14 protein-coding genes are annotated in these 12623 nt (G+C 68.3%); 9 read left to right on the forward strand and 5 right to left on the reverse strand.

Going from position 1 to position 12623, the window contains the following annotated elements; translation table 11 throughout:
- From WCJ52_RS07270 to arfB, 8 genes are all read left to right on the forward strand, one after another.
- Positions 1-245 (forward strand): flavodoxin-dependent (E)-4-hydroxy-3-methylbut-2-enyl-diphosphate synthase (locus WCJ52_RS07270; RefSeq protein WP_336902642.1); only part of this gene is annotated, 245 nt, incomplete at its 5' end.
- Positions 246-342: 97 nt separating this feature from the next.
- Positions 343-636 carry a hypothetical protein gene (locus WCJ52_RS07275; protein WP_336902643.1) on the forward strand — a complete coding sequence of 98 codons (294 nt, stop codon included), beginning with the start codon at positions 343-345 and terminating at the stop codon, positions 634-636.
- Positions 637-765: 129 nt separating this feature from the next.
- On the forward strand, positions 766-1842 hold the full coding sequence (prfA, locus tag WCJ52_RS07280) for a peptide chain release factor 1 (RefSeq protein WP_336902644.1): 1077 nt from the start codon (positions 766-768) through the stop codon (positions 1840-1842).
- A complete protein-coding gene (locus WCJ52_RS07285) occupies positions 1842-2606 on the forward strand; it encodes an MOSC N-terminal beta barrel domain-containing protein (protein ID WP_336902645.1) in 765 nt (254 codons plus the stop codon). Before prfA ends, WCJ52_RS07285 begins: the two co-directional genes overlap by 1 nt.
- A complete protein-coding gene (prmC, locus tag WCJ52_RS07290) occupies positions 2603-3472 on the forward strand; it encodes a peptide chain release factor N(5)-glutamine methyltransferase (protein ID WP_336902646.1) in 870 nt (289 codons plus the stop codon). The genes WCJ52_RS07285 and prmC overlap by 4 nt, the downstream gene beginning before the upstream one ends.
- 241 nt (positions 3473-3713) lie before the next feature.
- A complete protein-coding gene (locus WCJ52_RS07295; protein WP_336902647.1) occupies positions 3714-4670 on the forward strand; it encodes a DUF4167 domain-containing protein in 957 nt (318 codons plus the stop codon).
- Between the two features lie 44 nt (positions 4671-4714).
- On the forward strand, positions 4715-5197 hold the full coding sequence (locus WCJ52_RS07300; protein ID WP_336902648.1) for a transcriptional repressor: 483 nt from the start codon (positions 4715-4717) through the stop codon (positions 5195-5197).
- 15 nt (positions 5198-5212) lie between these two features.
- Positions 5213-5638 (forward strand): alternative ribosome rescue aminoacyl-tRNA hydrolase ArfB, encoded by a 426-nt coding sequence (gene arfB / locus WCJ52_RS07305; RefSeq protein ID WP_336902649.1) that lies wholly within the window; start codon positions 5213-5215, stop codon positions 5636-5638.
- 20 nt (positions 5639-5658) lie between these two features.
- Here arfB and clpB read toward each other — a convergent pair whose 3' ends face one another.
- Together clpB and WCJ52_RS07315 are read right to left on the reverse strand one after the other, a co-directional pair.
- Entirely contained in the window at positions 5659-8241 is a 2583-nt protein-coding gene (clpB, locus tag WCJ52_RS07310; protein WP_336902650.1) for an ATP-dependent chaperone ClpB, read from the reverse strand.
- Between the two features lie 108 nt (positions 8242-8349).
- Complete coding sequence (locus tag WCJ52_RS07315; protein ID WP_336902651.1) at positions 8350-9768, reverse strand: M20/M25/M40 family metallo-hydrolase; 1419 nt, start codon at positions 9766-9768, stop codon at positions 8350-8352.
- Positions 9769-9897: 129 nt separating this feature from the next.
- Here WCJ52_RS07315 and WCJ52_RS07320 point away from each other — a divergent pair, with 129 nt between their 5' ends.
- Complete coding sequence (locus WCJ52_RS07320; protein WP_336902652.1) at positions 9898-10962, forward strand: linear amide C-N hydrolase; 1065 nt, start codon at positions 9898-9900, stop codon at positions 10960-10962.
- A 24-nt stretch (positions 10963-10986) separates the two neighbouring features.
- On the opposite strand, the gene WCJ52_RS07325 is transcribed toward WCJ52_RS07320, so the two are convergent.
- From WCJ52_RS07325 to grxC, 3 genes are read right to left on the reverse strand one after another with little or no spacing between them, the layout of a single operon-like run.
- The gene (locus tag WCJ52_RS07325) at positions 10987-11415 is read right to left on the reverse strand and encodes a DUF1178 family protein (RefSeq protein WP_336902653.1); all 429 of its coding nucleotides are present in this window, start codon (positions 11413-11415) and stop codon (positions 10987-10989) included.
- Positions 11412-12290: a carbon-nitrogen hydrolase family protein gene (locus WCJ52_RS07330; protein ID WP_336902654.1), complete on the reverse strand. Its 879-nt coding sequence runs from the start codon at positions 12288-12290 to the stop codon at positions 11412-11414. Before WCJ52_RS07330 ends, WCJ52_RS07325 begins: the two co-directional genes overlap by 4 nt.
- On the reverse strand, positions 12244-12501 hold the full coding sequence (gene grxC, locus WCJ52_RS07335) for a glutaredoxin 3 (protein ID WP_336902655.1): 258 nt from the start codon (positions 12499-12501) through the stop codon (positions 12244-12246). Before grxC ends, WCJ52_RS07330 begins: the two co-directional genes overlap by 47 nt.
- Positions 12502-12623: the final 122 nt, after the last annotated feature.

Consider the following 12623-nt stretch of genomic DNA (forward strand, 5'->3'; position numbering starts at 1 on the left):
AGGCCCGGCTGGCCCACATCGCCACGCCCATGAGCCTGTCCATCATCGGCTGCGTTGTGAACGGCCCTGGCGAGGCCCTGATGACCGACGTCGGCTTCACAGGCGGCGGCAAGGGAGCGGGCATGGTCTACCTGGCCGGCAAGGCAGCCCACAAGATGGACAACGACCGCATGGTCGAACACATCGTCGAGCTTGTGGAACGCCGGGCGGCCGAACTTGAAAGCGCCGGAGTAGCCCCCACCTAGGGGCGTCCCCGGCGAACCCGCCGGCGGCGAATAGAAGCGCCGCTTGCAAGGCCTCGCCGGGCTTGATTAGGTGCCGCTTCGCAAAGAGGAGAGAGCCATGTCTGCAGACGGTAACTGGAAGATCACGATCAATACCCCGATGGGCGCTCAGGAAGTGAACGCCGAAATCACCACCAGCGGTGACACCTTCACCGGCAAGACCACCGGCCGCATGGGCGACCAGGACATCACCGGCAAGGTGGATGGCGACAAGCTGATCTGGTCCTCGGCCATCACCAGCCCCATGCCGATGACCCTGGAGTTCGAAGCCACCGTCAGCGGCGACAGCCTTTCGGGCAACGTCAAGCTCGGCGCCTTCGGCAACGCCACCATGAACGGCGTGCGCGTCTGATCCCATCCGGATCCGGGGTGGCCCGCCCATGGGCCGCCCCGACTTCCGCCGGAGCGACCCGGGGATTTGGCAAGCCGGACGCAGCGGGCTAGAACCCTGCCTCCCGTCCCTCCCTGAAGATCCCGCACCGTGCGACTGCCCCAAGCCCGTCTCGACCAGGTCCTCGGCCGCTTCCACGAGATCGAAGCCCGGATGTCCGCCGCCTCGGACGGCGCAGAGATCGTGCGCCTGTCTCGGGAACATGCCGAGCTGAAGCCGGTGGTCGAGGCTGTCCACGCCCTGGACAAGGTCCGGTCCGAGGCCCCCGAACTCGAGGAAATGGCGGCCTCAGGCGATCCCGACATGTCGGGCCTGGCCCGGGACGAGCTGGAGGACCTCAAGTCCCGCCTGCCTGAACTGGAGCGGCAGGTCGCCTTGCTGCTCGCACCCAGGGACCGTGACGAGAACGCCTCAGCCATCCTCGAGGTCCGGGCCGGCACCGGCGGCGATGAGGCCGCACTCTTCGCCGGCGACCTCTTCCGCATGTACCAGCGCTACGCCGCTCTTCAGGGCTGGCGGATCGAGATCGACTCCGTCTCGGAGGGCGAATTCGGCGGCTATAAGGAAGTCATCGCCGCAATCACGGGCGAAGGCGTGTTTGGCAGGCTCAAGTTCGAGAGCGGCGTTCACCGGGTGCAAAGGGTTCCCGAGACCGAGGCCGGCGGTCGAATCCACACCTCCGCTGCCACCGTCGCCGTCCTGCCAGAGGTCGAGGACGTCGATATCGAAATCCGCGAGGTGGACCTGCGCATCGACACCTACCGGTCCTCGGGGGCCGGCGGACAGCACGTCAACAAGACCGACTCGGCCGTGCGCATCACCCACCTGCCCACCGGCATCGTCGTGACCTCGTCCGAGAAGTCGCAGCACCAGAACCGGGCGCGGGCGATGAAGGTCCTGCAGGCCCGCCTCTACGACATGAAACGCGAGGCCCTGGATACCGCCCGCGCGGACGCCCGGCGCAGCCAGGTGGGCTCGGGCGACCGGTCCGAGCGCATCCGCACCTACAACTTCCCCCAGGGGCGAGTGACCGACCACCGGATCAACCTGACCCTTTACAACCTGGCCAGGGTGCTCGAGGGCGAGGCCCTGGATGACGTCATCAACCCCCTTATCGCCGAGGACCAGGCCGAGCGGCTGGCCAGTCTCGAAGCGGAGTTCGCCTGATGGAAGCTCTCATCACTGGAATGTTCCGCTATCCGATCAAGGGTTTCTCGGCCGAGTCCCTCTCCGAGGCCGACCTGGTCCCGGGCCGGGCCATCGCCCAGGATCGACGCTGGGTGGTGGAGAACGGGCCCTCCGGTTTCGATCCAGCTGCCCCCCGCTATGTCCCAAAGATGAAGTTCGCGGTCCTGGCCGCCCACCCGGTCGTTGCCTCGGCCCGCACCCGGGTCGAGGGAACAGATCTCTCCGCCTCGGCGCCCGGGCATCCGGACTTCCGGGGGGACCTGGGGGCCGAGGCAGGACGCGACGGCTTTGCCGGCTGGGTCGGGGGATTGCTGGGCGAGGACGCCCACGAGGATGTCCGCGTGCTCGAGGCGCCGGACTACCAGTTCCTTGATCACCCCGCTGGCCACATCTCCATCGTCAACCTGGCCAGCGTCCGGGACCTGGAGGCCAGGATCGGGCAGCCAGTGGACCCCATGCGGTTCCGCGCCAACCTTTATGTCGAAGGCTGGCCCCCCTGGGTCGAGAACGACTGGAAGGGCCGCAGCCTGCTGGTCGGCTTCGCCCGCACCACGGTCTTCGCCCCCATCGTCCGCTGCGCTGCGACCGAGGTGGACCCGCAGACCGCCGAGAAGGACATGCCCCTGGTGGAGCACCTCTTCAACCAGTACGGCCACCGGGACTGCGGGATCTATGTCCAGGTCTCACACGGCGGGACGGTTCGGGTCGGCGACGCCTGCAGCACGCCGGGCGAACCTGGGTGAGCCGAAATCTCCTGCAGGCCTGGCAGGGCGCGCGGTCCCGGCTTGAGGCCGCGGGCGTGCCGGGACCGGTCATCGATGCCCGGGTCCTGGTCGAGGCCGCCTGCGGCGTGACCCGGGCCGACATCGTCGGCGACCCCCATCGGGAGCTCTCCGCAGCGCAGGTCGAGCGGCTGGACGCCTACCTTGAGCGACGCATTCGCCGGGAGCCTGTCAGCCACATCCTCGGGCGGAAGGGGTTCTGGAACATCATGCTCGGGGTGACTGCCGACGTCCTGACGCCGCGACCCGAGACCGAGGTCATCGTTGACTATGCCCTTCGCCTGTTCCCCGAAGGGCGGCCCTTCAGGATCCTGGACCTGGGGGTCGGGTCCGGTGCCATCCTCCTGGCGATCCTGGCCGAGCGTCCGGCAGCCCGGGGCCTGGGGATCGACGTCTCCGAAGAGGCCCTGGCCGTGGCCAGGGACAATGCGGCGCGCCTGGGCCTCGCCGATCGAATCGCCCTGCTCCGGGGGGACTGGAGCGGCAGCCTGGCCGGTTCGGAATTCGACCTGGTGGTTTGCAATCCGCCCTATATTGCCAGCCCGGTCATCGAGACCCTGGATCCTGAAGTCAGGGACTATGAACCCCGCATCGCCCTGGACGGCGGCCCCGATGGTCTGGACGCCTACCGGCAGCTGGCTCCCGAGATCCTTCGGATGCTGCGGCCCGGCGGTCGGTTCCTGGTCGAGATCGGTTACGATCAGAAGGCCGCTGCGGAGCCCCTCTTCAGGGCGGCGGGGGCCATGGAAGTTGAGACCCTGCCCGACCTGTCCACCCATGACCGTGTGGTGACCGGTATGAAAAACCCCTTGGAAACGAACGACTGAGCCGTTAGACGGGTTACCTGTCTCCATCCAAACCGCCGACGAACAGGACCGCCTGACCCTCAGGATCAGACCGGGTGCCTCGCCGGCAGGGCGTTCCGTGAAAAACGAAACGCCAGGCTCTGGGTGGAACGACGGGGATATTTCAGCTTCGGATCACTTTCGCCGGGACGCCCCGGCGCGCAGGCCAGAAGAACAGGCCAAGCCCGGTCTACGAGGACACGGGACATCGGAATGGCGGGACATGAGAGATTTCAAGGGCATGAAGCGTCAGCGCGGTCGCAATCGCGGCCCGGTAGGCAAGCCTCAGCAGCACAATGCCAACCGGGCCGTGGAGTCCAATGGGCCTGAAGGCGTCAAGGTTCGCGGAAGCGCCCAAATCGTCTACGAAAAGTACCAGCAACTCGCGCGGGACGCGGGTACCGCCGGTGACCGCGTCCTGGCCGAGAACTTCCTGCAGCACGCAGAGCACTATTTCCGCCTGATCCGGGCCATGCAGCCCAATCGACCCGCCTCCGAGATCATCGGCCGCGACCAGCTCAACTCCGGCTTTGACGTCGATTTCGAGGACGAGTCGGGCGAGGGCCTTGAGGTCGAGACGGTCGAAACCGAGGCCGAATCCCGCGACCGGGGCGGATGGCGCGACCGACCCCGAGACCGGGATGACCGGCCCCGGGATGAGAGACCCAGGGATGAGAGACCCAGGGAAGATCGATATCGGGACGACCGTCCCCGGGACGAGCGCCCGCGTGAGGATCGACCGAGGGACGACAGGCCGAGGGATGAGCGGCCGAGGGACGATAGGCCCAGGGATGATAGGCCCAGGGATGATAGGCCCCGGGATGAGCGGCCCCGGGATGAAAGACCGAGGGATGACCGGCCAAGACCTGACCGCTTGGAGGGCGGGCGACGGGAACGCTGGCGCGACCGCGACGACCGGCCGGAACGCCCGAAGGAAGACCGACCCGAGCGGGATCCCATGGCGGTGATCGAACCGAGTGGCGGCCCCATCACCGGCGGGGAGGACCGCGAGCCTTCGCCCACCCTTCGCAGCGAGGACGGCGCCGAGAGCCACGCCCCGGACTTCCTGCGTCCCCGGCGTCCCCGGGTCGAGGCTGAGGTTGAAGAACCGCGCCCCGTACGCCGCCGGCGTGCGCCCCGGAGCTTCGAAGGCGGCGAAGGCCAGGACAGCGAGGGCTGAGCCCAGCGGTTGCGCGCCGTCGACTTCAGGTCTAGCCCTTTCGTATGGCTCAGGATTGCAGACACGATGATGGCCCCAGACAGGGCCTCAGCGGCCCGGGACTGGCGGAGGCCCTGCTGGAAGCCGAACGCCTGTGCAGCGTGTCCCGCGAGCGCCTGACGCCGCCAAGGCGAAGGGTGCTGGAGCTACTTCTGGAGGCCGAAGCGCCCCTGAAGGCCTATGACATGATCGCGGCCTATGCCTCAGGCGGCCCGCCAGCCAAGCCACCGACGGTCTACCGGGCCCTGGATTTCCTGGAGCGTCAGGGCTTCGCCCACCGGATCGAGAGCCTGAATGCCTATGTTCCCTGCCGGATCCGGGACGCCGAGCACAGGGCCGCTTTCCTGATCTGCGACTGCTGCGGATCGGCCCAGGAGGTCGAGCCAGACTTCGCCCCGGTCCTGGCGGCGGCTGGGCTGGCAGGGTACTCCATCCGCGGCCTGACCCTCGAGGCCCGCGGCCTCTGCCCCGCCTGCCGCGACGCCTGATTCCGGGGGCTGGCCATGATCGAGGTCACCCCACAGATCCTCATCCCGGAGGATGAGATCATCGAGAAGTTCATCCGTGCGGCGGGGCCTGGCGGCCAGAACGTCAACAAGGTCTCGACCGCGGTAGAGCTGCGATTCGACGTCCGCAGGTCCCCTTCCCTTCCCAACGACGTTGCCCTGCGGATGATGAAGCTGGCCGGTCGGCGCCTGACCCTGGACGGCGTTCTGGTGCTCAGCGTCATGACCCACCGCAGCCAGGAGCGGAACCGGGCCGAGGCCCTGCAGCGCCTGGTGGACCTCATTCGCAAGGCGGCCGAGCCACCGCCCCCGCCCCGCAAGCGCACCCGCCCGACCCTGGCCTCGAAGGTCCGCAGGGTAGAGGGCAAGGTGCGGCGGGGCGGCGTGAAGTCCCTCCGGGGAAAGGTGCGGGGCGAGGACTGAGCCCCGCCCCGCTTCGGCGGTCAGTGGACCTGGGGCCGGCCGATCACCAGGCCTTCGGCGCCTGTCGTCACGGCGATCACGGATCCGTCCGTCAGGTCGCCCTGCAGCAGCTTGCGCGCTACGGGATCGACCAGGTCCTTCTGGATCACCCGCTTGAGTGGCCGGGCTCCGTAGACCGGATCGTAGCCCTTGTCGGCCAGCCAGGTCATGGCCGCGTCATCGAGAGACAGGGTCATCCGACGGTCGGCGAGCAGCTTCTCAAGGCGGCTCAGCTGGATGCGGACGATGTTGTCCATCTCCGCCCGGCCCAGGCGCCGGAAGAGGATGATCTCGTCCACCCGGTTCAGGAACTCGGGCCGGAAATGGCTGCGGACCACGCCCATGACATCGCCCCGCACCGCCTCGACATCCTCGCCCGCCTTCTGGGTGGCAAGGAACTCGGAGCCCAGGTTGGACGTCATGATCAGAAGGGTGTTTCGGAAGTCGACCGTCCGGCCCTGGCCATCGGTCAGGCGACCGTCGTCCAGGACCTGGAGGAGCACGTTGAAGACGTCCGGGTGGGCCTTCTCGACCTCATCGAACAGCACGACCTGATAGGGCCGGCGACGGACCGCCTCAGTCAGGGCCCCGCCCTCGTCGTAGCCGACATAGCCGGGAGGCGCGCCGATCATCCGGCTGACCGAGTGCTTCTCCATGTACTCGCTCATGTCGAGGCGGGTGATGGCGGACTCGTCGTCGAACAGGAACTCGGCCAGGGCCTTGGTCAGCTCGGTCTTTCCCACGCCCGTCGGGCCCAGGAAGAGGAAGGAGCCGATCGGGCGCGCGGGGTCCTGAAGCCCAGCCCGGGCCCGGCGAACGGCGTCAGAGACGGCCTCCAGGGCCTCCTCCTGCCCGACCACCCGGCCGCGCAGGGAGTCTTCCATCCGCAGAAGCTTCTCGCGCTCGCCCTCGAGCATCCTGTCGACAGGAATGCCGGTCCAGCGCGAGACGACGGCGGCGATCTGGGCGGCATCCACCACCTCTGGGCTGACCGGATCGCCGGCGGCCATCTGCTCGGCCTCGGCAAGCTGCTTCTCCAGGGGCGGGATCTCGCCGTAGGCGATCTCCGAGGCCCTCTGGAGGTCACCGCGCCGCTGGGTGGCGACGAGTTCGGCCCGTAGCCGGTCCAGGGCCTCGCGGATCTGGGCGGCGGAGGAGACCTTTTCCTTCTCCGCGCGCCAGCGGCCGGTCATGTCCTCGGACTGGCCCTCGAGGTCGTCGAGCTCATCCTCGAGCTTCTCCAGCCGCTGGCGGGAGGCGTCATCGCTCTCCCGGGTCAGGGCCTCGCGCTCGATCTTCAGCTGGACCACCCGGCGGTCGATCTCGTCCAGCGCCTCGGGCTTGGAGTCCACAGCCATGCGCACCCGGCTACCGGCCTCGTCGACCAGGTCGATGGCCTTGTCGGGCAGGAAGCGGTCGGTGATGTAGCGGTTGGAAAGCGTCGCCGCCGCCACGATGGCGCTGTCGGTGATCCGGACCCCGTGGTGGACCTCGTACTTCTCCTTCAGGCCGCGCAGGATGGAGACTGTGTCTTCCACCGTGGGCTCGGAGACGAAGATGGGCTGGAACCGGCGGGCCAGGGCGGCGTCCTTCTCCACGTGCTTGCGGTACTCGTCGAGGGTCGTGGCGCCCACGCAGTGTAACTCGCCCCGGGCCAGGGCGGGTTTGAGCAGGTTGGCGGCGTCCATGGCGCCCTCGGTCTTCCCGGCACCGACCAGGGTGTGCATCTCGTCGATGAAGAGGATGACCGAGCCTTCGGCGGCAGTCACCTCGTTCAGCACCGCCTTGAGGCGCTCCTCGAACTCGCCACGGTACTTCGCGCCGGCGATCAGGGCACCCATGTCGAGGGCCAGGAGCTTCTTGTCCCTGAGGCTCTCGGGAACGTCGCCGTTGATGATCCGTAGGGCCAGGCCCTCGACGATGGCGGTCTTGCCGACCCCGGGCTCGCCGATCAGGACGGGGTTGTTCTTGGTCCGTCGCGACAGCACCTGGATGGTCCGGCGGATCTCCTCGTCGCGCCCGATGACGGGATCGAGCTTGCCGTCCCGTGCGGCCTGGGTCAGGTCGCGGGCATAGCGGTTCAGGGCGTCATAGCCTTCCTCGGCCGACGCGCTGTCGGCAGTCTTGCCCTTGCGCAGGGACTGGGCCGCCGTCTCAAGGGCCGCCTCGGTGACTCCGGCCTCCCGCAGCACCCGGGCCGCCTCGCCGCCCTCCTTCGAAATTGCGATCAGTAGGCGCTCCGTGGTGACGAAGGCGTCGCCCGCGGCCTTGGCACCAGCCTCGGCGGCGGCGAAGACGCTGGCGGATTCCGGGGCCAGGTAGATCTGTCCCGACCCACCCTCAACGCGCGGCCGGCGCGACAACAGGGCGTCCACCGCCTGGTCAACGGCGTCGGGCCGCCCGCCGGCGCTCTGGATCAGGGCCCGGGAGAGCCCGTCCTTCTCCTCAAGGAGGACCTTGAGCAGGTGCTCGGGAGAAAATTGCTGGTGCCGACGGGCCAGGGCGAGGCTCTGGGCCGACTGGACCGCCTGCTTGGCGCGGTCGGTGTACTGGTCGATGTTCATATTTCCCCTCGTAAGGCGGATGCCAGACGGTCGCCTTGATCAAGCGCAACCGCTACACGAGGGATGTAGTGTGGCGCTTCCGCCACACAAGAGGCCCTGGGGCCGCGATCAATTCCGGGCGTAGAGCTTGACCACCTCGTAGAGGAAGTCCCGTCCCTCATAGAGGGCCTGGACGCCGATCCGCTCGTTGAGGCCGTGGGCCCCGCTGTCGCCTGGCGGACTGAACATGCCCGAGAGGCCGTAGGTGGGGGTGCCCGCGGCCAGCAGGAATCGCCCGTCCGTCGCCCCCGTCGACATCGCCGGCACGATGGGCACGCCAGGCCACATAGCGGCGGCCACCTTGGTCGCCGGACCGAGGATCCGGGCGTTGAGCGGCGGCGGAGGCGAGACCGGGCTCAGCTTGCCGACCGGCTGGACGGAGATTCCCGGATCGTTGATAACCCGCACCAGGGCCTGGCGGACATCCTCGACCTTCTCGCCGGGAAGAATCCGGCAGTTGACGTTGGCCTCGGCCCTCTGGGGCAGGGCGTTCGGCGCATGACCGGCCTGCACCTGGGTGGGAACGCAGGTGGTGCGCATCATTGAGTTACGGCCCGCCGAACGCGCCAGCAGGGCGGCGGCTCCCGCATCAGAGGGATTGGCTGCCATGGCCTTCATCGCCGCACCGGTCTCGCCACCCTCGATATCGGCCATCCGGGCGAAGTGGTTGCGGGTCGCCTCGTTCAGGGCGATCGGGAAGTCGTAGGCGCCAACTTGGGTTAGGCCCGCAGACAGGCGCACGATGGCGTTGTCCTTGACCGGCCGGGAGGAATGTCCGCCGGGATTGGTGATCCGCAGGGTGAAGTCCTGGTAGACCTTCTCGCCGGCCTGGATGCCCAGGAAGACCTTCTTGCCATTGGCGTCGATCTGTCCGCCGGCGCCCTCGTTCAGGGCGAACTCGGCATCCAGCAGTTCGGGACGGTTGGCGATCAGCCATTCCACGCCATTGAAATTGTCGGGAGTCTCCTCGCCGCAGGTCAGGGCCAGGCGGAGGCTGCGCTTCGGCTTCAGGCCCTCGCGCTTGTAGCGGATCATGTTGTCCGCGAAGGCGGCGGCCATGGCCTTGTCGTCGCTGGCGCCCCGCGCATAGAAGAAGCCGTTCTCCTCGATCAGGGTGAAGGGATCCCGCTCCCAGTCCGCCCGGTTCGCCTCGACCACGTCAATGTGGGCCAGCAAGAGGATGGGCTTCAGCTTCGGGTCCGTCCCCGCGAGGGTGGCGACCAGGGCACCCTGCTTCGGCTGCTCGGGCGGGACCACAACCTCCATCTCCCGGTCAGTGTAGCCGGCGGCCTTGAGGCGGACGGCGAGCTTCTCGGACGCCAGGGTGCAGCTGCCGCTCGACAGGGTGGTGTTGGTCTCGATGAGCTCCTTGTAGAGGTCCCGGAAGGCCACCTGGTCCGGCCTCGGGCCAGACGCCTTGGTGGGCGCGGCGGCGGCGGTGGACGCTGCGCCCAGCGCGGCGACGGCGGCGATCAGAACGGAACGCATGCAGGATCTCCTTCTTTCCGCGCCATCCTAGACGGCGGCGGTTCCGCGCCCAAGGACCGAAGAGGGCTTGACAACACTCCCGGGGCGACCATAAGAAAATGATTATTTGCTTTTGCGTGGAGCCTCGGCATGAAGATCTTCGCGGCCGCAATGGCCTCTGCCCTGGCGATGGCTGCGGTCCAGCCGGCCGAAGCCTGCTCGCGCGCAACCTGGCTGGGAGATGACGGTGCCGTCATCACAGGCCGGTCCATGGACTGGCCCTACGACTTCAACACCCACTTCTACGTCATCCCCCGGGGCATCCAGAACGAGGGGATCAAGGGCGGCCTGACCTGGGCCAGCAAGTTCGGGACGGTCGTCGCGGCCGGCTCCATGACTCCCGGCGGTCCCATCGACGGCGCCTTTGACGGCGTCAACGAGAAGGGCCTGGGCGCCAACCTCCTCTATCTCGCCGAAGCCGACTTCGGGCCCGCGCCAGCATCCGCCAAGCCGCGGATCTCGATGGGCGCCTGGGTCCAGTACATCCTCTCCAACTATTCGACCGTGTCCGAGGTCGTGGAAGCGATGAAGTCGGACCCGATCTACATCGTGCCCTCCACCTTCGGACCCGGCGGCGCGGGCCACCCGACGGTCCACCTATCCATCAGTGACCCCTCGGGGGACTCCGCCGTCATCGAGTACATCAAGGGCAAGCCGGTGATCCATCACGACCGGTCCTTCCAGGTGATGACGAACAGTCCGACGTTCGAGAAGCAGCTGACCCTCAACACCTACTGGAGCCGGATGGACGGCTCGCGGGTCCTGCCCGGCTCCCACCAGTCCGAGGACCGCTTCGTGCGGGCCAGCTACTACCTGAAGCGCCTGGGCACGAACGAGACAGACCCGCGCAAGCAGGTGGCCGGCGTCTTCTCGGTGATGCGCAATGTCTCCGTGCCCTGGGGCGCTCCCGACCCCGATCACCCGAACATCGCCCCCACCTACTGGCGGACGGTCATCGACCACACCCGCGGTGTCTACTACTTCGAGTCCGCCCTCAGCCCCTATGTCGTGGCCCTGGACCTGAAGACCCTCGACTTCTCGCCCAAGGCGGGGATGCGGAGCGTGGCCCTGGAAGGGAAGGACAGCTATTCGCTGGTCGGCCTGATCAACAAGTCCCTGAAGCCGACGGGGCCGATCGCCTACTTGGCGCCCTGACCTACCTGGCGCCCTGAGACCCGATCAGTTGAGGTCCTGGCGGTCTGGAGGGGTCTGGGGCAGCGGGGCTACGGGAACACCATCCTCGACCAGCGCCTTCACCTCCTCGGGCGTCGCCTCCCCATAGATCCCGCGCTCTTCGGAGCGGCCTTCATGGATCGCCCGGGCCTCCCGGGCGAAGGCGTCGCCCACATCGTCGAAGTTCTCCTCGACGTGACGGCGGACCCGACTGGCCATCTCCATCATCATCTCGCGCGAGGGGCCGCTCGCAGGGCCCTCGCGCCCCTTGGTGGTGAACACCGCGGGGGCCATGATCTGTTTCCGCACCTCGGCGGAGCCGCACATGGGGCAGGAGACAAGGCCTCGGACCGACTGGTCGTCGAAGTCCCCTGAGCTTCCAAACCAGCCCTCGAAGTCATGGCCGACGCCGCAGGCCAGGGCGTAACGGATCATGCCAGGGACTCCGGGCCTGAGAAGGCACGGGCGTTGGCCAGGGCCGGGATGGACCGGCGCGCACGGGCGGAGGCCGGAAGATCAAGGTCCACCACAAGGACGCCAGGCTCGTCGTGGTCGAGGACGCCCAGGACCTCGCCCCAGGGGCCGACGGCCAGGCTGCGGCCCCAGGTGCCGCGACCGTCCTCGTGGAAGCCGCCCTGGGCGGGGGCCAGGACAAAGCTCCCGGTCTCGATGGCCCGGGCGCGCAGCAGGATTTCCCAGTGCGCCTGCCCCGTCGGCCGGGTGAAGGCGGCGGGCACGGTCAGGACCTCGGCGCCCGCCAGGGCCAGGGCCCGATAGAGGGCCGGGAAGCGCATGTCGTAGCAGATGGTCAGGCCCAGCCGGGCCCCGCCGGCCCGGGCGGTCACGGCCCGGTCGCCGGGGGCATAGGCGGCACTCTCTCGCGCAGTCTCGCCCGTGGGCAGGTCGACGTCGAACATGTGCAGCTTGTCATATGCGGCGGCGACCTCGCCGTCTGGGCCCACCAGCAGGCTGCGGTTGGCCGCCTTCTCGCCGCCGGCGTCCACCAGGGCCGAGCCGATCAGGACGTGCACGCCGCGCTCGCGCGCCAGGGCACGAAGGCCGCAGACCACGGGGTCCGCCTCGACGGTCGTCAGGGCCGCCTTCAGGCGGTCGCGGTCCTTCTGCAGGATGTTGGTTCCCTCCGGCGTCAGGATCAGCTCGGCGCCGGCGTCAGCGGCCTGCCGCACCAGGGGCAGGACATGATCCAGGGCTGCGGCCTGCGAGGCCGGCGTTCGGGTCTGGACCAGGGCGACGCGCACCGCCTCAGCCCGCCAGCAGGGTGTCGAGGCGCCCCTGCGCCTCCAGGTCATGGAGGTCGTCACAGCCACCCACGTGCCGGTCGCCGATGAAGATCTGCGGATAGGTGGCCGCGCCGCCGGATTTCCGCAGCATCTCGGCCCGAAGATTGGCGTCGAAGGCGGCTTCGATCTCGGTGACCTCTGCACCCTTTCGCTCCAGCAGGCCAAGGGCCCGCACGCAGTAGGGGCAGAAGGGCTTGGTATAGATCGTCACGGCGGCCATGCGGCTCTCCCTCGGCTCTCTGGGTACAGTCTATAGGGTGAGGCTTGCCGGGTCTTTAACCCTGGCAATGACGGCGGCGTCCACCGCTGCGGCGCCCGCGGCGCGCAGGGCCCGGGCGCAGG

It is taken from the genome of Phenylobacterium sp., assembly GCF_037138395.1.
Lineage (GTDB): Bacteria > Pseudomonadota > Alphaproteobacteria > Caulobacterales > Caulobacteraceae > Phenylobacterium.